Source organism: Streptomyces sp. NPDC102514, assembly GCF_055584525.1.
Genome location: NZ_JBVJLW010000008.1, coordinates 138,242 through 162,438, shown reverse-complemented (window position 1 = coordinate 162,438; position 24,197 = coordinate 138,242). Strand labels below are relative to the sequence as shown.

At 70.9% G+C, this 24,197-nt stretch carries 25 protein-coding genes; 11 read left to right on the top strand and 14 right to left on the bottom strand.

The features are described 5' to 3' along the window. The first annotated feature begins 61 nt into the window (after positions 1–61). Positions 62–1,018: an alpha/beta fold hydrolase gene (locus tag ACZ60E_RS21735; protein WP_469442472.1), complete on the top strand. Its 957-nt coding sequence runs from the start codon at positions 62–64 to the stop codon at positions 1,016–1,018. Between the two features lie 92 nt (positions 1,019–1,110). Here ACZ60E_RS21735 and ACZ60E_RS21730 read toward each other — a convergent pair whose 3' ends face one another. After that, complete coding sequence (locus ACZ60E_RS21730; protein WP_384804536.1) at positions 1,111–2,034, bottom strand: NYN domain-containing protein; 924 nt, start codon at positions 2,032–2,034, stop codon at positions 1,111–1,113. Between the two features lie 213 nt (positions 2,035–2,247). On the opposite strand from ACZ60E_RS21730, the gene ACZ60E_RS21725 reads away from it, so the two are divergent. Beyond that, positions 2,248–2,400, top strand: coding sequence for a hypothetical protein (locus tag ACZ60E_RS21725; RefSeq protein WP_094103735.1), 153 nt, complete (start codon positions 2,248–2,250; stop codon positions 2,398–2,400). A 102-nt stretch (positions 2,401–2,502) separates the two neighbouring features. Here the strand turns inward: ACZ60E_RS21725 and ACZ60E_RS21720 are convergent, their stop codons facing one another. From ACZ60E_RS21720 to ACZ60E_RS21710, 3 genes are all read right to left on the bottom strand, one after another. Beyond that, positions 2,503–3,108, bottom strand: coding sequence for a MarC family protein (locus tag ACZ60E_RS21720; protein ID WP_384804538.1), 606 nt, complete (start codon positions 3,106–3,108; stop codon positions 2,503–2,505). A 310-nt stretch (positions 3,109–3,418) separates the two neighbouring features. Then, positions 3,419–4,285, bottom strand: coding sequence for a PHP domain-containing protein (locus ACZ60E_RS21715; RefSeq protein WP_469442470.1), 867 nt, complete (start codon positions 4,283–4,285; stop codon positions 3,419–3,421). A gap of 198 nt (positions 4,286–4,483) precedes the next feature. After that, a complete protein-coding gene (locus ACZ60E_RS21710; RefSeq protein ID WP_384804542.1) occupies positions 4,484–5,125 on the bottom strand; it encodes a DUF6758 family protein in 642 nt (213 codons plus the stop codon). 196 nt (positions 5,126–5,321) lie between these two features. Here ACZ60E_RS21710 and ACZ60E_RS21705 point away from each other — a divergent pair, with 196 nt between their 5' ends. Continuing rightward, positions 5,322–6,575, top strand: a complete 1,254-nt coding sequence (locus tag ACZ60E_RS21705) for an MFS transporter (protein WP_384804543.1) — start codon at positions 5,322–5,324, stop codon at positions 6,573–6,575. A 122-nt stretch (positions 6,576–6,697) separates the two neighbouring features. Here ACZ60E_RS21705 and ACZ60E_RS21700 read toward each other — a convergent pair whose 3' ends face one another. After that, complete coding sequence (locus ACZ60E_RS21700) at positions 6,698–7,306, bottom strand: suppressor of fused domain protein (protein WP_384804545.1); 609 nt, start codon at positions 7,304–7,306, stop codon at positions 6,698–6,700. 524 nt (positions 7,307–7,830) lie between these two features. On the opposite strand from ACZ60E_RS21700, the gene ACZ60E_RS21695 reads away from it, so the two are divergent. Both ACZ60E_RS21695 and ACZ60E_RS21690 read left to right on the top strand, forming a co-directional pair. Further along, entirely contained in the window at positions 7,831–8,940 is a 1,110-nt protein-coding gene (locus ACZ60E_RS21695) for a magnesium and cobalt transport protein CorA (RefSeq protein ID WP_384804547.1), read from the top strand. Positions 8,941–9,010: 70 nt separating this feature from the next. Then, a complete protein-coding gene (locus tag ACZ60E_RS21690) occupies positions 9,011–9,574 on the top strand; it encodes a hypothetical protein (protein WP_469442467.1) in 564 nt (187 codons plus the stop codon). Positions 9,575–9,910: 336 nt separating this feature from the next. On the opposite strand, the gene ACZ60E_RS21685 is transcribed toward ACZ60E_RS21690, so the two are convergent. Next, positions 9,911–10,672, bottom strand: a complete 762-nt coding sequence (locus ACZ60E_RS21685; protein WP_469442465.1) for a hypothetical protein — start codon at positions 10,670–10,672, stop codon at positions 9,911–9,913. 228 nt (positions 10,673–10,900) lie between these two features. Between ACZ60E_RS21685 and ACZ60E_RS21680 the strand changes: the two genes are divergently transcribed. The 3 genes from ACZ60E_RS21680 to ACZ60E_RS21670 are packed head-to-tail and all read left to right on the top strand — an operon-like array spanning position 10,901 to position 14,003. Then, positions 10,901–12,205 (top strand): magnesium transporter MgtE N-terminal domain-containing protein, encoded by a 1,305-nt coding sequence (locus ACZ60E_RS21680; RefSeq protein ID WP_384804553.1) that lies wholly within the window; start codon positions 10,901–10,903, stop codon positions 12,203–12,205. Continuing rightward, positions 12,205–12,825, top strand: coding sequence for a DUF1003 domain-containing protein (locus ACZ60E_RS21675; RefSeq protein ID WP_469442463.1), 621 nt, complete (start codon positions 12,205–12,207; stop codon positions 12,823–12,825). The genes ACZ60E_RS21680 and ACZ60E_RS21675 overlap by 1 nt, the downstream gene beginning before the upstream one ends. A 44-nt stretch (positions 12,826–12,869) precedes the next feature. Next, positions 12,870–14,003 (top strand): Mrp/NBP35 family ATP-binding protein, encoded by a 1,134-nt coding sequence (locus tag ACZ60E_RS21670; protein WP_469442461.1) that lies wholly within the window; start codon positions 12,870–12,872, stop codon positions 14,001–14,003. A gap of 325 nt (positions 14,004–14,328) precedes the next feature. On the opposite strand, the gene ACZ60E_RS21665 is transcribed toward ACZ60E_RS21670, so the two are convergent. The 5 genes from ACZ60E_RS21665 to sigE all read right to left on the bottom strand — a co-directional run bounded on the left by ACZ60E_RS21665 (position 14,329) and on the right by sigE (position 19,599). Beyond that, complete coding sequence (locus ACZ60E_RS21665) at positions 14,329–14,985, bottom strand: hypothetical protein (protein ID WP_210880495.1); 657 nt, start codon at positions 14,983–14,985, stop codon at positions 14,329–14,331. Between the two features lie 273 nt (positions 14,986–15,258). After that, complete coding sequence (locus tag ACZ60E_RS21660) at positions 15,259–15,714, bottom strand: sec-independent translocase (RefSeq protein ID WP_469442459.1); 456 nt, start codon at positions 15,712–15,714, stop codon at positions 15,259–15,261. A gap of 186 nt (positions 15,715–15,900) precedes the next feature. Then, positions 15,901–17,793, bottom strand: coding sequence for a S1C family serine protease (locus ACZ60E_RS21655; RefSeq protein WP_469442457.1), 1,893 nt, complete (start codon positions 17,791–17,793; stop codon positions 15,901–15,903). Positions 17,794–17,932: 139 nt separating this feature from the next. Next, the gene (locus ACZ60E_RS21650; protein WP_453792315.1) at positions 17,933–18,901 is read right to left on the bottom strand and encodes an anti-sigma factor family protein; all 969 of its coding nucleotides are present in this window, start codon (positions 18,899–18,901) and stop codon (positions 17,933–17,935) included. Beyond that, positions 18,898–19,599, bottom strand: coding sequence for an RNA polymerase sigma factor SigE (gene sigE / locus ACZ60E_RS21645; protein WP_384804565.1), 702 nt, complete (start codon positions 19,597–19,599; stop codon positions 18,898–18,900). The genes ACZ60E_RS21650 and sigE overlap by 4 nt, the downstream gene beginning before the upstream one ends. A gap of 227 nt (positions 19,600–19,826) precedes the next feature. Here sigE and ACZ60E_RS21640 point away from each other — a divergent pair, with 227 nt between their 5' ends. Continuing rightward, positions 19,827–20,525 carry an O-methyltransferase gene (locus ACZ60E_RS21640; RefSeq protein ID WP_281403130.1) on the top strand — a complete coding sequence of 233 codons (699 nt, stop codon included), beginning with the start codon at positions 19,827–19,829 and terminating at the stop codon, positions 20,523–20,525. Between the two features lie 163 nt (positions 20,526–20,688). Here ACZ60E_RS21640 and ACZ60E_RS21635 read toward each other — a convergent pair whose 3' ends face one another. Next, positions 20,689–20,856, bottom strand: coding sequence for a DUF3117 domain-containing protein (locus ACZ60E_RS21635; RefSeq protein WP_003966491.1), 168 nt, complete (start codon positions 20,854–20,856; stop codon positions 20,689–20,691). Positions 20,857–21,217: 361 nt separating this feature from the next. On the opposite strand from ACZ60E_RS21635, the gene chcB reads away from it, so the two are divergent. Next, positions 21,218–22,024, top strand: coding sequence for a 2-cyclohexenylcarbonyl CoA isomerase (gene chcB / locus ACZ60E_RS21630; protein ID WP_469442453.1), 807 nt, complete (start codon positions 21,218–21,220; stop codon positions 22,022–22,024). Between the two features lie 170 nt (positions 22,025–22,194). Here chcB and ACZ60E_RS21625 read toward each other — a convergent pair whose 3' ends face one another. Further along, complete coding sequence (locus ACZ60E_RS21625; RefSeq protein WP_469442450.1) at positions 22,195–22,779, bottom strand: DNA-3-methyladenine glycosylase I; 585 nt, start codon at positions 22,777–22,779, stop codon at positions 22,195–22,197. Beyond that, positions 22,776–23,150 carry a DivIVA domain-containing protein gene (locus ACZ60E_RS21620; protein WP_384804638.1) on the bottom strand — a complete coding sequence of 125 codons (375 nt, stop codon included), beginning with the start codon at positions 23,148–23,150 and terminating at the stop codon, positions 22,776–22,778. Before ACZ60E_RS21620 ends, ACZ60E_RS21625 begins: the two co-directional genes overlap by 4 nt. Positions 23,151–23,289: 139 nt before the next feature. On the opposite strand from ACZ60E_RS21620, the gene folP reads away from it, so the two are divergent. Continuing rightward, positions 23,290–24,150 carry a dihydropteroate synthase gene (gene folP / locus ACZ60E_RS21615; RefSeq protein ID WP_384804569.1) on the top strand — a complete coding sequence of 287 codons (861 nt, stop codon included), beginning with the start codon at positions 23,290–23,292 and terminating at the stop codon, positions 24,148–24,150. Positions 24,151–24,197 lie beyond the last annotated feature (47 nt).

Genomic DNA, 24,197 nt, shown 5'->3' with positions numbered 1-24,197 from the left:
GCAAGCCCTGTGCCACCGCCCGGTATGCCGCCCGACAGGTTGCCCGGATAGCCTCCTTCTCATGAGCAGGCCCTTCACCTTCGTACCGCCCTCCGGGGCCCGCGCGTATCGCCTCGGCACCGCGCGCGGGGAGTTCGCCGTGATCGACGCGGGCAGCCCCGCGAAGGGAACCGTGCTGCTGCTGCCGGGGTTCACCGGCAGCAAGGAGGACTTCATCTCGCTGCACGAGCCACTGGCGGCGGCCGGCTACCGGACCGTCGCGGTGGACGGCCGGGGCCAGTACGAGTCACCGGGCTCACGTGACGACGAAACGCCCTACGCACAGGGCGAGTTGGCGCTGGACGTGCTCGCACAACTCGACGCGCTCACCGAAGGCCCCGGCGGCTCCGGCGGCTCCGGCGGCTCCGGCGGCTCCGGCGGCTCCGGCGGCTCCGGCGGCTCCGAGGAGCATTTCCATCTCCTGGGCCATTCGTTCGGCGGACAGGTCGCGCGCGCGGCCGTTCTGCTTGCACCGGCCCGCTTCCGGTCGCTCACCCTGGTGTCCTCCGGGCCCGCGGAGATCTCCCCCAGTCAGCAGCAGCGGGTGAAGCTGCTGCGGGACGCGCTGAGCGTGATGGACATGGCGCAGGTGTGGGAGGCGATCCGGGCGCTGGACCCGCCGGAGGACGCCGAGGGCGAGCTGGACGCCGGCCTCGACGACCAGCAGGACCTCAGGCGGCGCTGGCTCGGCAACAGCCCGGCCCAGCTCGCCGCCGCGGGACGACAGCTGTGCGAGGAGCCCGACCGCGCGGCCGAGCTGGCGGCCCTGCGCCTGCCCGTGCACGTCCTGTCGGGCGAGAGCGACGACACGTGGCCGGTCCCGCTGCTCGACGACATGGCCGTACGCCTGGAGGCACACCGCACGATCATCCACGGGGCCGAGCACTCCCCGAACGCGGACCGCCCGCTGGAGACGGCGAAGGCGCTGGCCGCTTTCTGGGACGGCCTGGGTCAGGAGGGCCCGCTCAGGGCCCCGTAAGGGGCGCGGGGAACTGCGCGAACGGCCCCCACCGGGTCCGCAGGTCACCACCCGCACCGGCCCGCAGGTCACCGCCACCCCCGGCGAAACCCTCAGTACTGCCCCTGCAAGTGCTCCCAGAACCCGTCCCGCAACGCCCGCCGCAAATCGGCCTGCCCGCGCAGCGAGTACTGCAACAGCCCCTCGGACTCCACGAGCAGCTCCTGATCGACGGGACCGGGCAGATACGGATGGCCGGGCAGCAGCTCGGCCAGGGACTCCCGCCCCCGCGCGGCCAGCCACTTCGCCGCGATCTGCGCCCCCACGAACCGCACGTCCTCCCGGCTCGGCCGGGCCACCGCCGACGTCTCGTACGAGGCGGAGGTGCGCCGGGCCACGTACGGCTTGAAGAAGTCGAGGTCGAACGTGCGCTGGCTGTCGACCTCCCAGAGCAGCGGCTCCGCCTGGTTGCGGCCCTCCGGTGCCTCGATGCCCCAGAGGTGGACCCGGGCCCCGTACCCCTGTGCCGCCTCGACGGCCGAGACCAGGTCCTCGTCGCCGCCGATGAGTGCCGCGTCGCTGATGGCGCGGTGCCGGGCCAGTGACTCCAGATCGGAACGGATCAGGGAGTCGACGCCCTTCTGCTGGTTGTTGGCGTTGAGGTTGCCGAGCCGGACCTTGACGTCGGGCAGCTCGGCGATGGACTGCTGCTCCGCGGTGTGGATGCGGCGCCGCGCCCCGTCGTACCAGTAGACACGCAGCAGCCTGCTGTCCGCGAAGATCGTGCGCGCGCGGTCGATGAGCGCGTCGATGAGCCCCTCGGCGTCCAGCTCGAAGGCCCGGCGGTCCTCCGTGCCCGCCACGAGCCGGCCCGCGGCGGCGTAGAGATACCCGGCGTCGACGAAGATCGCGTGGGTCGACGGCGTCTTCGCCACCTCGGCCAGCATGCGCTGGAGCAGCTCGTTCGAGCGGTCGATGCGCGCGACGAGGGCGGAGAAGTCGTCGGGATCGTCGGCTGCCGCGATGTCGTCATTCATATGCGCCTCATTGTCGCAGGACGTCACTGTGTGTACACAGTCGGTCCCGATACTCACAAGTAATTAGACGTTCGAAAGTTTTCTTTAGCGTAGGGAATGTTCGTAACAATCAACCCGTTGACTCCTATGGGAACGCGGGACGCACGCGGCTCGCTCACCCACCCCCACCAGTAGTTCTCCTCCAGGAGGATGACCAGACGAAGGGAGAAGCCCTTGCGCTTCGAAATCATGCGACTCGACGACGTCGACGGCACGCCCGTGGACAGCACCGTCGTGGACGCCGCCTCCGTCAACCGGATCGTTCAGCAGGCGGCCGCCATCGGGCAGCGCCTCTGGATCCGCCCGGCCGACGCCTCGGCCTCATAACAGCGGTTGTTCGACAGTCTTCACAGACAGTCTTCGAAACCCCCGTCCGGCACGATGCCGGGCGGGGGTTTCGCGTTCGGTCGCGCCCCACCCGGCCGCACGTCAGCTGTTCTGGATGACCTGGGTGACGCCGTTGATGATCTGCTGCACGGCGATCGCGGAGAGCATCATGCCCGCGAGGCGCGTCACGAGCACGACTCCGCCGTCCTTGATGACCCGGATGATCAGCAGCGAGTACCGCATGACGATCCACAGCACGACATGGATGGCGAGGATCGCCGCCCACACCGAGACCTGGGTCGCCACGCTGTCGGCCTTCTGCACGGCGAGGATGACGGACACGATCGCGCCGGGTCCCGCGAGCAGCGGCATGCCCAGGGGTACGAGGGCGACGTTGACGTCCTTGGTCTGCTTGGGCTCGTCGGTCTTGCCCGTGAGCAGGTCGAGCGCGATGAGCAGGAGCAGCAGGCCGCCGGCGATCATCAGGGCGGGGACCGACACGTGCAGGTAGTTCAGGATCTGGTGCCCGAGGAGACCGAAGACGGTGATGACACCGCCGGCGACGCAGACGGCCTGGAAGGCCATGCGCTTCTGCACCTTGGCGGGGCGGCCGGACGTCAGCGCGAGGAAGATCGGGGTGATCCCGGGGGGATCCATGATGACGAAGAGCGTGAGGAAGAGGGAGCCGAAGACGGCGAGGTCGAACATGAGCAGGTGAGCCTTGCTGAGTGTTGAGGGGGTGGGTGGGGGTGGATGTGTGTGGGTCGCTGCGGGTGCGTCGTGGCTGGTTGCGCCGTTCCCCGCGCCCCTTACAGGGCTGGGGGTGAGCCGTGCTCGGAAGTGGGGGATGTGGATGTGTGTGGGTCGCTGCGGGTGCGTCGCGGCTGGGCGCGCCGTTCCCCGCGCCCCTTGGGGGGGGCTGCTCGGAGGTGGGGCGAGTTGCCGGGTCGCTGCCGAATGCGGCGGTGCCCGGCCGATGGGTGGGCGCTCCGAGCCGGTTCGGCAGCGGTGCGAGGTACTAGACGCCCGCCGGTCCGCCCGTGCCCGGGACGGGGAACGCGCCTGTCGCGCGGCGGGTGATCTCGGCGTAGATCTCGGGGTCCGTCGTGTACTCGCCGAGTTCGCAGGCCTTGCGGTGGCCGTGGTAGTCGCTCGAACCGGTGGTCAGCAGCCCCAGCTCGGCCGCCAGGCCGCGCAGCCGGGCCCGGGTGGCCTCGTCGTGGTCCATGTGGTCGACCTCGATGCCGTCGAGACCGGCCGCGGCCAGCTCGGCGATCGCGGACTCCGGTACGGTCCGGCCCCGCTTGGCGGCGGCGGGGTGCGCGAAGACGGTGACTCCGCCCGCGGCCTTGACCAGCCGGATCATCTCGAAGGGGTCGGACTCGTGCTTCTGGATGTGTGCCCGGCCGCCGTCGGCGAGCCACTCGCTCGTGAACGCGTCCGAGACGGTCGGCACCACGCCCAGCTCGACCAGCGCGGTGGCGATGTGCGGCCGGCCCACGGACCCGCCGGACGCGATCCGCTCCACGTGCTCCCAGGTGAGGGGCACGCCCAGTTCGCGCAGGCTGCCGATCATCGCCTGGGCCCGGGGCACCCGGTCGTCGCGTACGAGCTCGCGCTCGCGCAGCAGGTCCGGCTCCTCGGGGTCGAAGAGGTACGCCAGCATGTGCAGGCCGACGCCGTCGAGGCGGCAGGACAGTTCGGCGCCGGTCACGAGCGTCAGCCCGGCGGGCACGGCCGCGATGGCTTCGGCGTAACCGCGGGTGGTGTCGTGGTCGGTCAGCGCGACGACGTCGAGACCGGCCGCGGCGGCGTTGCGTACCAGCTCGGCGGGGGTGTCCGTACCGTCAGAGGCCTTGGAGTGGCAGTGCAGATCGACGCGCACGAGCGGACTCCAGACAAGACCAGGACAAAGGGAACCGTCCAAGGATAACGGCCCCAGGAACACCCCCCAGTCAGACCTGACGGCAGGGGCTCACCCCCACCACCTGAGGGGCGCGGGGAACTGCGCGAACGGCCCCCACCGGACCAGCACCCGACAACCCGCGCACCCCCGGAGGGACCCCGCACGGACCGGCGGTGCCTACGGCTCCAGGATCCGCGGCGACAGCGCCCCGCAAGGCAACAGATCCGCCTCCGCACCGGCGTCCCGCAGATCCGTCAGCACCAGCTCGTCGTACATCATCATCCCCGACTGCTCGGGCCACACGACCGCCCACAGCCACAGCCCGAGCGCCTCACCGGCGAAGACGGCCCGGTCGCCGGGCGCCCCGGGGACGTGCCAGAGCGGCGTCGGCCGCCCCGCGGCCAGCACCTTCACCTGAGGGGGCTTGTCGACGTTCATGTACGGACCCGGGTCGAGCCCCTCGATGCCCGCGTACCGCGCGCCCAGGCCCACGCCCAGTTCCTCGGCGACGAGCATCAGCTCCCCGAAGCCGCCGAGCGGCCCGGGCCCCGAGCAGGCGACGGCCGTCGCGCGACCGCCGCTGCGGTCGTCGCCGGCGAACGCCGCACCCGTGAAGAGCCAGCCGACAGGGAGCGGCCACGGCATCCACACCGGTACACGCGCACGGTGCACGACCACGCCGAGGGCTTCCACGCTGGGCGGGATCACGGGCTGCAGCGGATGCACGATGCCGTGCACATCGCACTGCCAGGAGTCGGCAAAGAGGCCGGGAGCCCTGACCCGGCCACCACACTTCGGGCAACTGGGTTCGCCCCTCATAAGGCACAACGGTCCTCCCCGTCCTTCGTCGCGTCAAGGACGATCACCCGTCCGGCGCGCGCCTGTCACCTCGTCGCCACGGCCCACCACCGGGGAAAACTAGATGTAGCTTGCATTCGTTAGCCGATCTAACTTATTATGTGTATACGCCAACCATCTACGAGCATCTCTCCGCGAGCAGCGTGAAGGAGCGGGCATGAACAGCAGCACGGGAGGCCCCACCGAAGGGGACACCTTCGACGCGGGGGCCACGAGCCTCCTGCGTCAGCCGAAGGCGGTCTGGGCGACCGCCGGGGCATCCGTCGTCGCCTTCATGGGCATCGGCCTCGTCGACCCGATCCTGCCGTCCATCGCCAAGGGCCTGGACGCCACCGCCGGCCAGGTCTCGCTGCTCTTCACCTCGTACTTCCTGATCACCGCGCTCGCGATGCTGGTCACGGGCTTCGTCTCCAGCCGTATCGGCGGCCGTCGCACCCTGCTCCTCGGCCTCGCGCTGGTCGTGGTCTTCGCCGGACTCTCCGGCACGTCCGGCTCGGTCGGCGAGCTCGTCGGCTTCCGGGCCGGCTGGGGGCTCGGCAACGCCCTGTTCGTCTCCACCGCCCTCGCCGTCATCGTCGGCGCGGCGGCGGGCGGCAGCGCCGCGGCGATCCTCCTGTACGAGTCCGCCCTGGGCCTCGGCATGGCCTGCGGACCCCTGCTGGGCGCGCTGCTCGGTGACGCCAGCTGGCGCTACCCGTTCTTCGGCACCGCGTTCCTGATGGCGATCGGGTTCCTGTGCATCACGGCGTTCCTGAAGGAGCAGCCGAAGCCCGCGCGCAAGACGGGCCTGCTCGACCCGGTCAGGGCCCTCGGCCACGGCGGCCTCGCCTCGGTGGCGGGCTCGGCGTTCTTCTACAACTACACGTTCTTCACCGTGCTGGCCTTCACCCCGTTCGTACTGAACATGACCCCGTACAAGAGCGGCGCGGTCTTCTTCGCCTGGGGTGTGCTGCTCGCGGTGTTCTCGGTGCTCGTGGCGCCGCGCATGCAGGCCCGGTTCGGCTCGCTGAAGGTGCTCGGCGGCTCACTGGTGCTGCTCGCGGCCGACGTACTCGTCCTCGGCTACGGCAGTCACACCACGGCCGTCGTCTGCACGATCCTCTCCGGTGCCTTCATCGGCGTGAACAACACCGTCTACACGGAGCTGGCCCTCGGCGTGTCGGACGCGCCGCGCCCGGTGGCGAGCGCCGGCTACAACTTCGTCCGCTGGTTCGCCGCCGCCGCGGCGCCCTTCTTCGCCCCCCGGATCGAGGGGTGGAGCAACATCCACATCCCGTTCGTGGTCGCGGCGGTCACGGCGGCGCTGGGCGCGCTCGTGGTCCTCGTACGCCGGGACGCCCTGACGCACGAGGCGGAGGAGCTGGAGGAGCGGCACGCGGTGGAGGACGGGGTCACCGTCTTCGCGAACTGAGTCCCGGCCCTCCGTCGGACCTCTCTCCGTGCGTGCTTCACGGAGTGCTTCATCGCGTGCTCCACGGAGGGCTTCGCCGAGTGTGAGATAGCCAACTGGCCGACGCGGGTCGACTGTTGGGGTCAGTCCAGGGAAACGGACGTGCGTGCAGGGTCGCGCAGGTCCGTTCCGCTTGCCAGCCAGCGCTCCTGGAGCGCCCCCGCGCCGTGCACCCGCTTCCACGCGGCCTCGTTCGGCGTCATGGGCAGCAGCGGCAGGAAACGTACGGGATCCAGGGGTGCGTCGAGTGCGAGATCCTCGACCAGGCCGCCCGGCTCGGCGACCAGGACGGAGGTGAAGGGGGCGCCCGGCCACAGCGGATCACCCACGTCCAGCGAGGCTCCCGGGGCCACGACCAGGCCCTCGACCTGCGGGGACGCGGCCAGTACGGCGAGAGGGCGCAGCACCTTGTCGGTGTCGGCCGCACCGGCCCGTACCGACAGGACCAGCTCGGCGCGCGGGCCCGCGACCGGGTCGGCGACGGCCGCCGTGGGGTCCGCCATCGGCTGGGCCGACATGCCGAGCGTCGCGTAACGGACGATCCCGGTGGGGCCCGTACCGGAGGTGTCCAGGTCCGTGAAACGGAGCACCTCGATGCGGTCCGTGCCCAGGAACGTCACCGCGGCGCGCGCGTCCGGTTCGCCCAGGGCGGTACGCAAACGGGCTTCCACCAGAGCAAGAACATCAACCATGCGCCGAGCATAGAACTCGTCAGTAGCGGGCAAAGCGACGGCTTGACACTTCAGCCGGCTGCTAGTCTTGGCCGCTGGCCGGGGCAGCACGCAGAAGCGTCGCTCTCAAGTCCCGGCCCACGTCTCGACGCATGAGACTCCCCTACGGGGGATGGACCTCCCCTACGGGGGACCGGCCGGAGGAGGTGGGGCTCCATGGATCGAAGTCGACCAGGCAGTACCACCCGCTCTTCCGGCTGCTGAGTTCCTCTCAGCTTCCCGAGCTCACGCTCTGCCGGCTGCCGCCTCTCGCACACGCACTCGTTCCTGTGCTCGCGTCATGGCCGGTCCGGTACACAACGGAAGAGCACTTCGTTTTCCCTGATCTGTCTGAATTTTTCTGATCTGTATCAGTAGCGAAGCCGCCACCGTGACGGTGCGGTGCTCCCCGCTTTGTGGACGTGCCAAACATCCGCAGTCTGGACGTCCCCATTCCGGGCAGTTCCAACCGTCGTCGGCGGCCTTCGTTCGCGAAGGAGCCACCCATGTCGATGATCCACAACCTGCGTGCCGCGGTCCGCCCCTCGCTCCGCAAGGACGGCGGCGCGTACGACACCACCCGCTCGGCCGCGGAGAGTTCGGCCGTCGTGGACTGCGCGGTCTACCGCGACGGCGTCCGCCTCCCGTCCGACGACACCCTGACCCCGCGTACGGCGATCCGTCAGGTGCGGCGCGACGGCGGATTCGCGTGGATCGGCCTGCACGAGCCCACCGAGGACGAATTCGCGGGCGTGGCAGCCGAGTTCGGGCTGCACCCGCTCGCCGTCGAGGACGCCGTCCACGCCCACCAGCGGCCCAAGCTGGAGCGGTACGACGACACGCTGTTCGCCGTCTTCAAGACCATCCACTACGTCGAGCACGACGAACTCACCGCCACCAGCGAGGTCGTGGAGACCGGCGAGGTGATGTGCTTCACCGGGCGGGACTTCTTCATCACCGTGCGGCACGGCGGGCAGGGCTCCCTGCGGGCGCTGCGGCACCGGCTGCAGGACGACCCGGAGCTGCTCGCCAAAGGTCCCTCCGCCGTGCTGCACTCCATCGCCGACCACGTCGTCGACGGCTACATCGCCGTCGCGGACGCCATGCAGGACGACATCGACGACGTCGAGACCGAGGTGTTCTCCCCCGGCCGCAGGGGCGGGGTGTCGCGCGGTGTCGACTCGGCGCGGATCTACCAGCTCAAGCGTGAGGTACTGGAGTTCAAGCGTGCGGTGTCGCCGCTGCTGCGGCCCATGCAGCTGCTGAGCGAGCGGCCGATGCGGCTGGTCGACCCCGACATCCAGAAGTACTTCCGGGATGTCGCCGACCACCTGGCGCGGGTGCACGAGCAGGTCGTCGCCTTCGACGAACTGCTCAACTCGATCCTGCAGGCCAACCTCGCGCAGGCGTCCGTCGCGCAGAACGAGGACATGCGCAAGATCACGTCCTGGGCGGCGATCATCGCCGTGCCGACGATGGTGTGCGGGGTGTACGGCATGAACTTCGAGCACATGCCGGAGCTGCACTGGCGGTACGGGTACCCCTCGATCATGGGCCTCACGGTGGTGCTCTGCCTCGGGATCCACCGGACGCTCAAGCGCAACGGCTGGCTCTGAGAACGCGCTCCGAGAACGCGCTCCCAGAACCCTTCGAGGGCCTTACGGGGCCGACGCTAGGGTGGCCCTCATGACGGATCAGGCTCTTGCCGAACAGGCCCTCGTCGAGGAGGCCACGAAGAAGTCCGGGCTCATCTGGGTGCGGGGGAACGGTGTCCCGTCGCTGGACCCCCAGGACCAGAGCCAGGACCCGGGCCGGGGCGCGCCTGCGCGGGCGTTGTGGCACGTGTGGCACGACGGGGCCGTGTACCTGGTCGGCGACGGGCCCGGTGAGCAGCCGCTGCCCGGGCTCGTGGACGGGCGGGAGGCGGTCGTGACCGTCCGCAGCAAGGACAAGGGCGGGCGGTTGGTGTCCTGGACCGCGTCCGTCGTGGAGCTCGCTCCGGGGTCCGACGAGTGGGGGGTTGCCGTCGGCGAGCTGAAGGGGAAGCGGTTGAACGCGCCCGACGGTGAGGCGATGACCGAGCGGTGGGCTCGCGAGTGCCGGGTCGTCCGGCTGGCGCCGACGGGTTCTACTGCGTCTTTGCCTTCGGGGTCGTTGGCGGCGCCGCCTGTGCCTACGTCGGCGACTACGCGGTTGCCTGCCCCGGCTGGTTTGCCTCGCCTGCTCTTCCGCCGCCGCCGGCGCGCCTGAGGGCTCCGCGGGTCGAATATCACCTGCGGCCCCGGTGGGGGTCACCCGCGCCGTTCCCCGCGCCCCTGAAAGACGGGGCTGCGCCCCGGTCTTTCAGCCTCCAGCCGCACGGCCACCACCGCGTTCAGGGGCGCGGGGAACGGCGCAGTCTTTCGCCCCTAAGGGGCGCGGGGAACGGCGCGGGCAACCCCCACCGCCCCGCACCCGACCCCCGACCTCCAGCCCCCAGGGGCGCGGGGAACGGCGCAATCTTTTTGTCTTTGAGGGGCGCGGGGAACGGCGCGGGCGACCCCCACCGGGCCGCAGCCGGGCGTGGACGGTCGTGGGTGGGTTGCGTCAGGACGACGGGAGTTGTTGGCCGTAGTCGACCGTGTCCGCCTTTTCCGGGGCCTTCAGGGGAAAGTCGCGGCCCCAGTCCGTCAGACGGATCGTGCCCGCGTCACCGGCCCGGACGAGAAGCAGAGGATACGGCTTGCCCTCAAGGGAGACGTCGATCCGGCCACCGGCCCCCTCGTCCCCGGCGGTGAGCCGGATCGTGCGGACGCCGTTCCGCTCGTGGTGGCCGTCCGTCGCCAGCTCACCCTGCAGGGACAGCAGCCCGTCCAGCAGCACGTCCTTGTCGGTGAAGACACTGAGCTGCCGGTACGCGGGGTCCCCCTTCGGAACCTTCACGTACATACCCTCGAGCTTCCCCGCCGCAGCCGTGTCCGACGTACTGTCGTCGCTCTTGCCGTCCTGGTGGTTCCAGAAGTCCGCGTCGGCCTTGATGAACAGGTGCTCGTCCACCCGCAGCAGGCGGAACGTCACACCGTCCGAGGTGACCGACCCCGTACCGCCGTCCTTCTTGAGCTGCATGTCCAGCTTGTAGGTGCGTTTGTCGCTGACCACGGCCCCGGACAGCCGTACCGTCCCGGCGGCCTCCGCGGCCGACTGCGTTCGGCTCTGGATCTTCGCGGGAGGAAGTTTCCCGACCCCGTTCGTCCCCGCGTCCGGGTCCTCGCCGCCGCACCCCGTCACCCCTGCCCCCGCCACGAAGAGCGCGCACACGGCCCTCGCCAACGCGGCCTTACGGGTTCGTCCACGGGGAATCGCAGTCACAGGTGGCGCTGCCTCTCGTGCGGTTGTCCTCAACGGCGTACCGCAGCGTACCGGGGCCCGCTACGCCACTCGGAGTCAGTCCGTCCGCACCGCTCACCAGGGCGTATCCGACCGGGACGGGCTAGCCTGAAGCCCACCCGAGCGGACATGACACTTCATAACGCCCGAACCGAAGCCCGTACAGCACAGTCCGTACATCGAAGCCCGTACGAAGAAGGAGGCGCCCGGATGGCGGCAGGCGCCCCCAGGATCTTCGTTTCGCATCTCTCCGGCATCGCCGTCTTCGACCCCAACGGCGACCAGGTGGGGCGCGTGCGCGACCTCGTCGCCATGCTGCGCGTGGGACGGCGGCCCCCACGACTGCTCGGCCTCGTCGTCGAACTGTCCACCCGGCGCCGTATCTTCCTGCCCATGACCCGGGTGACGGGCATCGAGTCGGGCCAGGTCATCACCACCGGCGTACTGAACGTCCGCCGGTTCGAGCAGCGCCCCACCGAGCGGCTCGTCCTCGGTGAGCTGCTCGACCGGCGCGTCACCCTCGCGGAGTCCGGCGAACCGCCCGAGACGGTCACCGTCCTGGACATCGCCATCCAGCAGCTGCCCGCGCGCCGCGACTGGGAGATCGACCGGGTCTTCGTACGGAAGGGGCGGACCGGCGGCGCGTTCCGGCGGGCCAAGGGCGAGACGCTGACCGTCGAGTGGTCGGCCGTCACCGGGTTCTCGCTGGAGGAGCACGGACAGGGCGCCGAGAACCTGCTCGCCACCTTCGAGCAGCTGCGCCCCGCCGACCTCGCGAACGTCCTGCACCATCTGTCCGCGAAGCGGCGCGCTGAGGTCGCGGCGGCCCTGGACGACGACCGGCTCGCCGACGTCCTGGAGGAGCTGCCGGAGGACGACCAGATCGAGATCCTCGGCAAACTCAAGGAGGAGCGCGCCGCGGACGTCCTGGAGGCCATGGACCCCGACGACGCGGCCGACCTGCTCGGCGAGCTGCCGGAGGAGGACAAGGAGCGGCTGCTCGCGCTGATGCGCCCGGACGACGCGGCGGACGTACGGCGGCTGATGGCGTACGAGGAACGCACCGCGGGCGGTCTGATGACGACCGAGCCGATCGTGCTGCGGCCCGACGCGACCGTCGCGGACGCCCTCGCCCGGGTGCGCAACGCCGACCTCTCCCCCGCGCTGGCCGCCCAGGTGTACGTGTGCCGCCCGCCGGACGAGACCCCGACCGGCAAGTACCTCGGCACGGTCCACTTCCAGCGGCTGCTGCGCGATCCGCCGTACACGCTGGTGGGCTCGATCATCGACGACGACCTGCGACCGCTCGACCCGGAGGCCGTACTGCCCGTCGTGGCCGGCTTCTTCGCCACGTACGACATGGTCGCGGCGCCCGTCGTCGACGAGAGCGGTTCGCTGCTCGGCGCGGTCACCGTGGACGACGTCCTCGACCACATGCTGCCGGAGGACTGGCGGGAGAGGGAGTTCCACCTGGACGAGGAAGCGGTCGGGTCCGGCGTCGAGGAGGCCCCCTGATGGCCCCTGAGCGCGAGGGCAGGGAACGGGCCACCGGTGGGGCGAGCGCCACCACGCGGCCCCGGCTGCGGCTCGACCAGCCGCAGCCGCCGCGGCGCAGATTCCTGCCCGAGTACGACCCGGAGGCCTTCGGACGGCTCTCGGAGCGGATCGCGCGGTTCCTCGGCACGGGCCGGTTCATCGTCTGGATGACGTTCGTCATCATCCTGTGGGTGGTGTGGAACGTGTCCGCGCCGCGTGATCTGCGCTTCGACAACTACCCGTTCATCTTCCTCACCCTGATGCTCTCCCTCCAGGCCTCGTACGCCGCTCCGCTGATCCTCCTCGCGCAGAACCGGCAGGACGACCGCGACAAGGTCAACCTCGAACAGGACCGCAAGCAGAACGAGCGGTCGATCGCCGACACCGAATATCTGACCCGGGAGATCGCCGCGCTGCGCGTGGGCCTCGGCGAGGTCGCCACCCGGGACTGGATCCGTTCCGAGCTGGAGGACCTGGTCAAGGAGCTGGACGAACGGCGCCGCGACGGCGACGGGGACGGGCCGGGCGACCGGTCCGGCGACCGGCGTGGCGTATTCCCGGCAGAACACCCCCGGGGACGTGACGTAGACGACCGGTGACGGGGCTTTCCGGCCCCCGGGCCGGGCGCCGTACCATCGACCCCATGGCTACGGAAGACGCGGTGCGTGAAGCACTGTCGACGGTGAACGACCCCGAGATCCAGCGACCCATCACCGAGCTGGGGATGGTCAAATCGGTGGAGATCGGCGCGGACGGTTCGGTCGCGGTCGCGGTGTACCTGACTGTCTCCGGGTGCCCGATGCGCGACACCATCACGAAGAACGTCACCGAGGCGGTCTCGCGCGTCGAGGGCGTCACGCGCGTCGACGTCGTGCTGGACGTGATGAGCGACGAGCAGCGCAAGGACCTGGCGTCCGCGCTGCGCGGCGGGCAGGCCGAGCGCGAGGTGCCCTTCGCCAAGCCGGGCTCGCTCACGCGCGTGTACGCGATCGCCTCGGGCAAGGGCGGCGTGGGCAAGTCGTCCGTGACGGTCAACCTCGCGGCGGCGATGGCCGCGGACGGCCTCAAGGTCGGGGTCGTGGACGCCGACATCTACGGCCACTCCGTGCCCCGCATGCTCGGCGCCGACGGCAGCCCGACCCAGGTCGAGAACATGATCATGCCGCCGTCGGCGAACGGCGTGAAGGTCATCTCGATCGGCATGTTCACTCCGGGCAACTCGGCCGTCGTGTGGCGCGGTCCGATGCTCCACCGCGCCCTCCAGCAGTTCCTCGCGGACGTCTACTGGGGCGACCTGGACGTACTGCTCCTGGACCTGCCGCCGGGTACGGGCGACATCGCGATCTCGGTCGCGCAGCTCGTCCCGAACGCGGAGATCCTGGTCGTGACGACCCCTCAGCAGGCCGCGGCGGAGGTCGCCGAGCGGGCCGGGTCGATCGCCGTGCAGACCCACCAGAAGATCGTCGGGGTGGTCGAGAACATGGCGGGCATGCCGTGCCCCCACTGCGACGAGATGGTCGACATCTTCGGTACGGGGGGTGGGCAGTCGGTGGCCGACGGGCTGACCCGGACCACCGGGGCCACCGTGCCCGTCCTCGGCTCCATCCCCATCGACGTGCGGCTGCGCGAGGGCGGCGACGACGGCCGGCCGGTCGTCCTGACGGACCCCGACTCGCCGGCGGGGTCGGCGCTGCGTGCCATCGCGGGCAAGCTGGGTGGGCGCCAGCGGGGCTTGTCGGGCATGTCCCTGGGCATCACCCCACGCAACAAGTTCTAGCCCCCTGCGAGCGCCCCCGCGGGGTTCTGTACTCGGTCGACCGCGGGCCGGTGGGGGTTGCTCGCGCCGTTCCCCGCGCCCCTGTCGGGCGCGTGCCCGGGCCGGACTGTCGGGTGCGGGCCGGTGGGGTCGGCCGCGCAGTTCCCACCGGCCCTGAAGACGAAAGACAGGGGCGCAGCCCCGTCTTTCAGGGGCGCGGGGAACTGCGCCAGCAACGCACCCGCACCCGACAGTCCGGCGGAGGCCACACGCCCCGGAAGGGGCGCGGGGAACGGCGCGGCCCGCCCCCACCGGCCCGCACCCGAACAACCGCGCGGCCCGCCGCCTAGGCGTACGTGCCGATGTCCTTGATCATCGCGAAAGCCACCCCGTACGCGCTCATCCCCCGCCCGTACGCCCCCACATGAACCCCTTCCTGCGTGGACCCCGCGAGGACCCAGCCGAATTCGGATTCTCTGTAGTGGAACGGCGTCGGCACCCCGTCCACGGGAAGGGACAGCGTCGACCAGTCGGACCCGTTCAGATCGTCCGCGAGGACCCACGCCGTCTCGGTCTGCTGGTCCAGCCAGTCGTCGCGCAGGGTGTGGTCCATCTGGCCGGGCCAGGTGAAGGACAGCAGCCCCACCCCGGCGAGCCAGGCCGCGGAGGACACCGAAGTGGCCTCCAGCAGCCCCGTACCGTCGGCACTGCGCCGCACGGGGTTGCCCGCGACGGTCACCACGACCGCGAATCGCTCCTTGTCCTCGGTGGACTCACTGCGCACCGACGGCTCGTCACCGTGTCCGATCGAGCCGTGTTCGATGGCTCCGTCGGCCGCGGCGCCGACCTGCATCAGCCAGCGCGGCCCCGTGAAGGCCTCGTCGAGGCCGTACCACGGGAAGGGCGCCAGCAGGTAGCCGTCGACCGTGCGCCGGGCGGAGGGGAGCTGTTGTCCACCCTCCGCAGCCGGCGCCTGCGCGCCTACCCGACTTGTCGTCTCCATCTGCCCGGACGCCTCCTCGCTCTCGGCGGACCGAGTGGCCCGCCCCCCTTCGGGCGTCCGTCCGGTCCGCACAACAACTAGGCAGGATAGCCACAGGTCCGCCGAAGGCCGGAAAACCGGTCGGCACATGGCTCACATACGCACCTGATCCGGCGCATCCCGAACGCATGGAAGCCCAAGCGGGGTACGGGGAGACGGACGGCGTTCGACTGAAAGTGAAGCGCGTTCCGGACGGCGGGCGCGCCGCCCGGGGTCAGATGGCGCCGGGTCGCCTCAGGTGGCGTCCGCGTCGAACGGCGGGCGCTCTTCCGGCGCCAGCTTCTCGCGCTTCTTCGTCATGTCCACGGTGCCGCCGGTGGAGCCCGCCGACGAGGAAGAGGAGGACGCCGAGGACGGTGTCTCGGACTCGCGGCCGTGCACGGCGTCCGTGACCTCGGCCATCTCCTTCTTCAGGTCGAAGCCGTTACGGATCTCCTTGAGCCCCAGCTCGTCGTTGTCCAGCTGCTTGCGGATGAACGTCTTGGGGTTGAGGTCCTCGAACTCGAAGTCCTTGAACTCCGGACCCAGCTCCTCGCGGATGTCCGCCTTGGCGCTCTCCGAGAACTCACGGATCTTGCGAATGGTCCGCGTGACGTCCTGGATCATCTTCGGGAGCTTCTCCGGACCGAAGACGAGCACGGCAAGGACAACGATCGTGACCAGCTCGAGCGGTCCTATGTCATTGAACACCTTGCGTCTCCTTGCGATGTCCTCGGCGCTCGGCAGTTCGTCCGTGGTCCGGGCCGGGTCCACGGTACCCGGCGATCCTGTCCGACCGGTACTGTCCCGGGGTCCCGGACCGCGTGTACACGGCGGGTTTTCCCGGTTGTTTGCCTTGCGACACAAGGGGGTGGACGGATTTCTGCGAACTTCCTGTCAGTCCCCGTCGGCCGAGCCGAGGACCAGGGCGACCTTCCGCTCCTTGCCGTCCCGCTCCAGCGTCAGCTCCAGCCGGTCGCCGGGCCGGTGGGAGCGCGTCTTGACGATGAGCTCCTCGCCGGAGTGCACCCGCTGCCCGTCGACCTCGGTGATGACGTCACCGGCCTTGATGCCGGCCCGGGCGCCGGGGCCGCCCCGGGTGACCGCCGAGCCGCCGTCGTTGTCCTTGGCGCCGACGCGGGCGCCGTCACCGGAGTACTCCATGTCGAGTGTCACGCCGATCACCGGGTGGGTCGCCCTGCCCGTGTTGATCAGCTCCTCGGCGACGCGCCTGCCCTGGTTGATGGGTATGGCGAAGCCCAGGCCGATCGAACCTGACTGGCCGCCCTCCAGGTCGGAGCCGCTGTCGGCGGAGCGGATGGCGCTGTTGATGCCGATGACACGGGCCTTGGAGTCGACCAGGGGGCCGCCGGAGTTGCCGGGGTTTATCGGGGCGTCCGTCTGGAGCGCGTCGACGTACGAGATGTCGCTGCCGTCGCCCTCCTCGCCGCCTGCCGTGATGGGGCGCTCCTTGGCGCTGATGATGCCCGCGGTGACGGTGTTCTCCAGGTCGAAGGGCGCTCCGATGGCCACCACGGGGTCGCCGACCTGGACGTTGTCGGAGTTGCCCAGAGAGAGGGGCTTGAGGCCGCTGACATGGGCGACCTTGACCACGGCGAGGTCGTAGCCGCTGTCGTGGCCCACGACCTCGGCCTTGGCGGTCTCGCCGCCGCTGAACGTCACGGTGATCTCGCCGCTGCCGTCCGCCGGTTCCACGACGTGGTTGTTGGTGAGGATGTGGCCGCGCCGGTCGAGGACGAACCCCGTGCCGGTGCCCTGGGCGTCCGAACCGCTCACGTGCAGCGTCACCACGCTGGGCAGCGCGCTGGCCGCGATACCGGCCACGCTGTCCGGCGCCCGCCCCTTTGCCTCCACTCCGGCCTGCGGCAGCTCGACGTCGTCGATCCCCCCGGTCCGCTCCAGATAGGCGCCCACGGCCCCGCCCACGCCTCCGGAGACCAGGGCGAGCAGGGCGGCGCCGAGGACCAGTGCCCGCCCGGTACGCCTGCGTCGGACTTCCGGCGCCTCGGCGGCGGCCCCGTGGTGCTGGAGGGGCGCGGCGGCCCAGGGGTCGTAGTTCTGCCAGGGGGTGTGCGCAGCGGGGACCGGGGCGCCGTTCTCGACGGCCTCGGCGCCGTGGGGAGCCCCGGCCGTCCGATGGCCGACAGGCGGCTCCGGACCGAGCGGACCGACCGGACCGAGGAGGCCCTGCGTCTGCGGGGCCGGCGTTCCCGCGGCGGGTGTCTCCGGGAAGGGGCTCTCGGCGACGGGTGGCCGCGGCGCAGGCAGGTGCGGGGCGGGCGGGTTCGGGGCAGACGTGTACGGGGCGGGCGCGTGCGGGGCGGCCTCGCCCAGGACGTCCTGGGGCGGCGCGTCATGGGGCGGAGCCACCGCCTCCACCGTCGTGCCGTGCGCGGGGGTCGTCCCGGGGTGCTGCACCGGCGGCGCGGGCGCCCAGGGGCCCGGCCCGCCGTACGGCGGTGTGCTGTAGGGGTCAGGATCGTGCAGGGGCCTGGGCCGCTCACCGGGGGCGGACGCGCCTGCGCCGGCGCTCACCCCGCCCGCGGCCTGCCCGGCGCTCGGGCCCGCACCGGTGCCGGTGCCTCCGAGAGTGGTCGCCCCCGTACCCGTACCCGCGGGCTTCTCCAGTTCGAAGTCGCCGTCCATGTCTCCCCCGTGCACCCCGCTCGCGCCGTCCCCCGTGGAAACCGGGTCCGCCGGAGCGGAATCCGGCCCATGGGTCCGTGGCCGGCTCCACCATTTCGGCTTCGTGGGCTTCCCCTCGTCCATGCTCTCCCCACACCTGACCCGCGGCACGGCATGTCGGCGCTCACCGCGTCGTCTCGACCTCCGCGCCCGGATCACTGCGGCGGGCGCGGCCCATCCCTGGATTCAACCAGGTTCGCGGGCCGCCGCGCAGAGGGCCGGTTCAGCCCGAGGAGGAAGGCGCGGGTGAGGCGGACGGGTCGAACGACGGCACGGCCGACAGTACGGACGCCTCGAACTCCGGTCCCGACGACCACGTGGTCAGCGTGACCCGTGGGGCCGGCGCGAACGGACGTATCAGCGGGGACATCGCGGCGGCACCCACCGCCACGGGGGTGGTCAGCGCGTGCATCGAACCCGAGCCCGCGTTCTGCTCGCCGGTCGAGGACAGTCCGGGCGCGGGCGCCGGCACACCGGGCAGCAGCGGCGCGGACATCTCGGTCTGCGCGCCCCCTTCGTTGCCGAAGGAGCGCTGGCCCTGGGCGAGCAGCGGTGCGAGGGACCGGCGGCGCTGCGACTCGGAGCTCGTGGCACCGGTCGTGCTCGTCGTGCGCATCGGAGTCACGTTGCTTCCGTTGCCCGAACCGCCGCGCGCGTCCGCGGTGTCGGTCGGGACACCGGTCGAGACCCCGCCGAGCGCGATCGCGGCGAGCGAGACGGCACCGGCCGCGGCGGCGGCGAAGCGCAGTCCCCGGGAGGCGGAGCGCTCGGCCTCGCGCCGGCTGATGTCATGGATGCGGAATCCGCGCTGTTCCGAGGGGAGCGCGGTCGCATGGGGGCCGGAGGGCAGGTAACCGAAGGAGTCCGGCGTCATGTCGAAGACTCCGGACGCTCCGAACGCTCCCCGGCCCAGTCGCGGGCTGTCGCCGTCCGGGTCACCTCCGCCGGGGAGCCCCTGCAGTCTGGCCAGGAAGCTCTCGGACGGGGGCGGCGGGGCGACCTCCGCGAACACGTTCTTCAGTCGTCGCTGCTCGTCGGCCTCCGACTTGCACTTCGCGCAGGTGGCGAGGTGGGCCAGGACGCGCTCGCGCGCCTCATGGCCGAGCTCACCGTCCACCAGGGCGGAAAGTCGGTCGCCGAGGTGCTGCTCGGCAAGGGGTCCGTCGGCAGGATTCAGCCGTGATCCACTCACGCGCTCGTGCCCCCTCCTCCCAGAGCGGGCGCACCGGTGACCGCGAAACCGCGGCGCTCGGCACGGGCCTCGGGAGAACGGTGGGCGAGCGCCTTGCGGAGCTGGGAGCGACCGCGGTGGATCCGGCTGCGGACCGTACCGAGCTTGACGCCCAGGGTCGCGGCGATCTCCTCGTACGAAAGTCCCTCGATGTCGCACAGGACGACCGCGGCGCGGAACTCGGGCGCCAGGGTGTCGAGGGCCTGCTGGACGTCCGCGTCGAAGTGCGTGTCGTTGAAGACCTGCTGCGGGGAGGGCTCGCGGCTGGGCAGGCGCTCGGCCGCGTCGTCGCCGAGGGCGTCGAAACGGATGCGCTGCTTGCGGCGGACCATGTCCAGGAAGAGGTTGGTGGTGATGCGGTGGAGCCAGCCCTCGAAGGTGCCGGGCGTGTAGGTCGACAAGGAGCGGAAGACCCGGACGAAGACTTCCTGCGTCAGGTCCTCGGCGTCGTGCTGGTTGCCCGTCAGGCGGTAGGCGAGCCGGTAGACCCGGCCGCTGTGCGTGCTGACGATCTCCTCCCACGTGGGCGGGGTCCACGCCTGCGAGTCCGCGTCGGACGTGAAGGTCGCGGTCTGAGCGGAGTCAGCGATGCGGGATCGGTCAGCAGTGTTGTTCACGGATTTCGGCTCCCCCGACGATCTGAGCAGGCGCCGGAGCACCCCTCCTCGATCCACAGGTTCAGCCGCACCTCCCCTGTCGGCTCTGGTGGTGTCCAGTGGAGCCCCTACCATAGCCACCTCGCCCGTTAGCTCCGGATAAGCGGTTTTACGAGAAATTGATACGCGCTCATATGGCTGCGTGAGCACTTGCCGGCCGTCCCGCTCCATCCGCCACCCCCGTGCAGTTTCCGACCCTTGTTCCCCACCCTCTCTAAACGCCTGGTCCCATCTGCGGGTTCCCGGCGGCAACGGATACAGTCACGCCCAGGCAACCACGGGGACAGGAGAGGGCCATTACCGGCAACCGGCTGACGAGCTGGGCGTTCGCCGACGCCTTTGTCGCCGAGGACGAGGCACTGCACTGGGCCCGGGACCGGGCTCGGGAAGCAGGCCTGCGCTCGGTGTCGCCCGGCACGGGCGCCGCGCTGCGACTGCTCGCCGCCACCGTGGACGCCAAGGCGGTCGCGGAGATCGGTACCGGAACCGGAGTATCCGGTATTCATCTGCTGCACGGGATGCGGCCGGACGGCGTACTGACGACGGTGGATCCGGAGCCGGAGCACCAGCAGTTCGCCCGCCAGGCCTTCCGCGCGTCGGGCTTCGCCAGCAACCGGGCCCGCTTCATCCCGGGCCGCGCGCTGGACGTGCTGCCCCGGCTCGCGGACGCGGGCTACGACCTCGTGTTCTGCGACGGCGACCGGCTGGAGTGCCTCGACTACCTCGCTGAATCGTTGCGCCTGCTGCGGGTGGGCGGCCTCGTCGTCTTCGAGGGCGTGTTCGCGAACGGGCGCACGGTGGAGTCGGGTCCGCAGCCCACGGAGGTGCTGCGGCTGCGCGAACTGCTGCGCGCGATCCGCGAGAGCCAGGAGCTGGTCCCCTCACTGCTGCCGGTGGGCGACGGCCTGCTGTGCGCGGTCAAGCGCTGATCCCGGGCCCCGCCCGCACCAGCACCCGCACCCGCACCCACACACGCAGCCGCACCCGCTGAAGCCTCCGCAGCCTCCCGGAATCCCCGGAATCCCTGGAAACACCACTGCCCCGGCATCGCGTTGATGCCGGGGCAGTGGAAGGGTATGGTCGCGTTCCGCGTCAGCCGACGACCTTCTTGAGGGCGTCGCCGAGCGCGTCAGCCTCGTCGGGGGTCAGCTCCACGACGAGCCGTCCGCCGCCTTCGAGCGGAACGCGCATGACGATGCCCCGCCCCTCCTTTGTCACCTCGAGCGGGCCATCGCCCGTCCGCGGCTTCATGGCCGCCATGCTCGTTCCCCTTCCTGAAACCAGCTCATCGTCGCCGACGGCCCCATTGAAGGGCACGCGTCCTCTCGTCGGACACGCGTCACCGGCATCGAACACATTGCTTCCAAGCCATTATCCCGCATCTCAGGACCCGATGACCAACATCAGTCGGCATCGCTTGCGCAACGCGCTCGATCAAAACCACCCATTTCGGCGGTGTGACTGCGATACTGCGCCACTGCATGGACTTTCGGACACCGGAATTCTTTGACGCAGGTCACATGTACGAACCCCGCCGCCCACCATGATCTCCGCCATGCTGTCCTCGGAAGCAGTGCGTACCGACGGGTACGCCGAATCCGCGACTCCTGAGGGGACCATCATGGCCGACACCGTGCTCTACGAGGTGAGCGACGGACTCGCGACGATCACGCTGAACCGCCCCGAGGCGATGAACGCGATGAACACCGAGACCAAGGTCGCCTTCCGCGAGGCGGCGCGGGCGGCCGCGGCGGACGAGTCCGTACGGGCCGTGCTCCTCACCGCAGCCGGTGACCGGGCGTTCTGTGTGGGCCAGGACCTCAAGGAACATGTCGGCACACTGCTCGCGGGGCGCGAGTCGGGCACCGGCGAGGCCCTCATGAGCACGGTCCAGGAGCACTACAACCCGATCGTGCGGGCCCTGACGGGCGCGGCGAAGCCGGTGGTCGCGGCCGTCAACGGCGTCGCGGCCGGCGCGGGTCTCGGTTTCGCACTCGCCGCGGACTACCGCATCGTCGCCGACACGGCCGCCTTCAACACCTCGTTCGCCGGGGTCGCGCTCACCGCCGACTCCGGGATCTCCTGGACGCTGCCCCGGGTCGTCGGCCCCTCCCGCGCCGCCGACCTGCTGCTCTTCCCGCGCAGCATCACCGCGCAGGAGGCGTACGAGCTGGGGATCGCGAATCGGATCGTGCCCTCCGCGGAGCTGGCCGCCGAGGCCGTGAAGGTCGCCCGCGCGCTGGCCGAGGGGCCGACCGTCGCGTACGCCGCGCTCAAGGAGTCCCTTGCGTTCGGGGTCACGCACTCGCTGGACGAGACCCTGGAGAAGGAGGACGAGCTGCAGTCGCGGGCGGGGGAATCGGAGGATCATCTGATCGCCGTGCAGGCGTTCGTCAACAAGGAGAAGCCGAAGTACCTGGGCCGGTAGCCATGGGGGTGGGTTGGTTCGGGTCCATTCGGATGGTGCCGGTCCGGTGGGGGCTGGGCGCGCAGTTCCCCGCGCCCCCTGCGGGGCTTGTGCCAGATGTACCGTGCGGGCCGTCGTGGGCTGGGCGCGCCGTTCCCCGCGCCCCTCAAGAGCGCCCCTGCGGGGCGCCTCTATCGGGGGCTGCTTCTCGCCGTGCAGTCCGCCAAGTGGTCGTTCACCAGGCCGCACGCCTGCATCAGGGCGTAGGCCGTGGTGGGGCCCACGAAGCGGATGCCTCGCTTTTTGAGGGTCTTGGAGAGGGCGGTCGACTCGTCGGTCACCGCCGGGACGTCGGACAGCGACTTCGGGGCCGGGCGCGAGGCCGGGTCGGGGGCGAAGGACCAGATCAGCTCGTCCAGTTCGCCCGGCGCCCAGTCGACCAGCACGCGCGCGTTGGCGACCGTCGCCTCGATCTTGGCGCGGTTGCGGATGATCCCCGTGTCGGCGAGGAGGCGTTCCTTGTCGGCGTCCGTGAACGTCGCCACCTCGGCGATCCTGAACGCCGCGAAGGCGGCCCGGAAGCCCTCGCGGCGACGCAGGATCGTGATCCAGGAGAGACCCGACTGGAAGGCTTCCAGGCACAGCCGCTCGTACAGCGCGTCGTCGCCGTGGACCGGGCGCCCCCACTCGTCGTCGTGGTACGCCACGTAGTCGTCGGTGGACAGCGCCCAGGGACAGCGCAGGGCCCCGTCGGCGCCCTTCAGGGCGTCGCTCACCGGTGGTCCTCCTCCGCGGGCTTCTCCAGGGAGGTGACCGGGGAGGCGGTCGCGGACGGGGCCGTGGCCGAGCGGGCGCCGGACAGGGCGGCCTCCAGGTCGGCGATACGGGCGTCCCGCTCGGCCAGTTCGGCGCCGAGGCGGTTGAGGGCGTCGTCCACGTCCGCCATGCGGTAGCCGCGCAGGGTCAGCGGGAAGCGCAGTGCGTCCACGTCGCCGCGGTGCACGGGGCGGTCCGGGGGAAGCGGGTCCCGCAGACGCTCCGGCAGCGCCTCGGGGAGGGCGCCGCCGTCACCGCCTCCCACGACGGAGAGGGTCACCGCGCCGACCACGACGACGAGGGCGACGACCAGGAACAGGAACATGAACATCTCTGAGGTCCCCACGCTCTGATGCCGACGCGGGGCGCGTCGGCACGGAAAGTGTCAGGCACCGATCGTGCCATGCGACTCTGACCGTTAGGGTCGCAGGCGGCCCGACGGCGACAACTACTGGGAGAGGTCACAGGGGATGCTCAGGCTGGGCAGGCGCGAGTTCGACGCGCACGAGCCGGTGATCATGGCGATCGTGAACCGGACCCCGGACTCCTTCTACGACCAGGGAGCCACCTTCCGCGACGAGCCGGCGCTCGCACGCGTGGAGCAGGCGGTGTCCGAGGGAGCCGCCATCATCGACATCGGCGGGGTCAAGGCCGGGCCGGGCGAGGAGGTGACCGCCGAGGAGGAGGCGCGGCGGACCGTCGGGTTCGTCGCCGAGGTGCGGCGCCGCTTCCCCGACGTGATCATCAGCGTCGACACCTGGCGGCACGAGGTCGGCGAGGCCGTCTGCGAGGCCGGCGCCGACCTGCTGAACGACGCCTGGGGCGGGGTCGATCCGCGGCTCGCCGAGGTCGCCGGGCGGTACGGGGTGGGGATCGTGTGCACACACGCGGGCGGTACGCAGCCTCGTACGCGGCCGCATCGCATCGCGTACGACGACGTCATGGCCGACATCCTGGACGTGACCGTGGGGCTGGCCGAGCGGGCCGTGTCCCTCGGGGTGCCCCGGGAGTCCGTGCTGATCGATCCCGGGCACGACTTCGGGAAGAACACGCGGCACAGTCTGGAGGCGACGCGGCGGCTCGGGGAGATGGTGTCCACCGGGTGGCCCGTGCTGGTGTCGTTGTCCAACAAGGACTTCGTGGGCGAGACGTTGGACCGGCCGGTCAAGGAGCGGGTGGTGGGGACGCTCGCGACCACTGCCGTGTCGGCCTGGCTGGGGGCTCAGGTGTATCGGGTGCACGAGGTCGCGGAGACGCGGCAGGTGTTGGACATGGTGGCGTCGATCGCGGGCCACCGTCCGCCGGCGGTCGCCCGGCGGGGGTTGGCGTAGGGGGATTCTCGCCCCCGCCGCCCCTACCCTTCCCGTCACTGCATGGG

Excerpts from the sequence above, each read along its gene's own strand:
- ACZ60E_RS21735 (WP_469442472.1), top strand. The coding sequence starts at position 62 with ATGAGCAGGCCCTTCACCTTCGTACCGCCCTCCGGGGCCCGCGCGTAT.
- ACZ60E_RS21730 (WP_384804536.1), bottom strand. The coding sequence starts at position 2,034 with ATGAATGACGACATCGCGGCAGCCGACGATCCCGACGACTTCTCCGCC.
- ACZ60E_RS21720 (WP_384804538.1), bottom strand. The coding sequence starts at position 3,108 with ATGTTCGACCTCGCCGTCTTCGGCTCCCTCTTCCTCACGCTCTTCGTC.
- ACZ60E_RS21710 (WP_384804542.1), bottom strand. The coding sequence starts at position 5,125 with ATGAGGGGCGAACCCAGTTGCCCGAAGTGTGGTGGCCGGGTCAGGGCT.
- ACZ60E_RS21705 (WP_384804543.1), top strand. The coding sequence starts at position 5,322 with ATGAACAGCAGCACGGGAGGCCCCACCGAAGGGGACACCTTCGACGCG.
- ACZ60E_RS21700 (WP_384804545.1), bottom strand. The coding sequence starts at position 7,306 with ATGGTTGATGTTCTTGCTCTGGTGGAAGCCCGTTTGCGTACCGCCCTG.
- ACZ60E_RS21695 (WP_384804547.1), top strand. The coding sequence starts at position 7,831 with ATGTCGATGATCCACAACCTGCGTGCCGCGGTCCGCCCCTCGCTCCGC.
- ACZ60E_RS21690 (WP_469442467.1), top strand. The coding sequence starts at position 9,011 with ATGACGGATCAGGCTCTTGCCGAACAGGCCCTCGTCGAGGAGGCCACG.
- ACZ60E_RS21680 (WP_384804553.1), top strand. The coding sequence starts at position 10,901 with ATGGCGGCAGGCGCCCCCAGGATCTTCGTTTCGCATCTCTCCGGCATC.
- ACZ60E_RS21675 (WP_469442463.1), top strand. The coding sequence starts at position 12,205 with ATGGCCCCTGAGCGCGAGGGCAGGGAACGGGCCACCGGTGGGGCGAGC.
- ACZ60E_RS21670 (WP_469442461.1), top strand. The coding sequence starts at position 12,870 with ATGGCTACGGAAGACGCGGTGCGTGAAGCACTGTCGACGGTGAACGAC.
- ACZ60E_RS21665 (WP_210880495.1), bottom strand. The coding sequence starts at position 14,985 with ATGGAGACGACAAGTCGGGTAGGCGCGCAGGCGCCGGCTGCGGAGGGT.
- ACZ60E_RS21655 (WP_469442457.1), bottom strand. The coding sequence starts at position 17,793 with ATGGACGAGGGGAAGCCCACGAAGCCGAAATGGTGGAGCCGGCCACGG.
- ACZ60E_RS21635 (WP_003966491.1), bottom strand. The coding sequence starts at position 20,856 with ATGGCGGCCATGAAGCCGCGGACGGGCGATGGCCCGCTCGAGGTGACA.
- chcB (WP_469442453.1), top strand. The coding sequence starts at position 21,218 with ATGGCCGACACCGTGCTCTACGAGGTGAGCGACGGACTCGCGACGATC.
- ACZ60E_RS21620 (WP_384804638.1), bottom strand. The coding sequence starts at position 23,150 with ATGTTCATGTTCCTGTTCCTGGTCGTCGCCCTCGTCGTCGTGGTCGGC.
- folP (WP_384804569.1), top strand. The coding sequence starts at position 23,290 with ATGCTCAGGCTGGGCAGGCGCGAGTTCGACGCGCACGAGCCGGTGATC.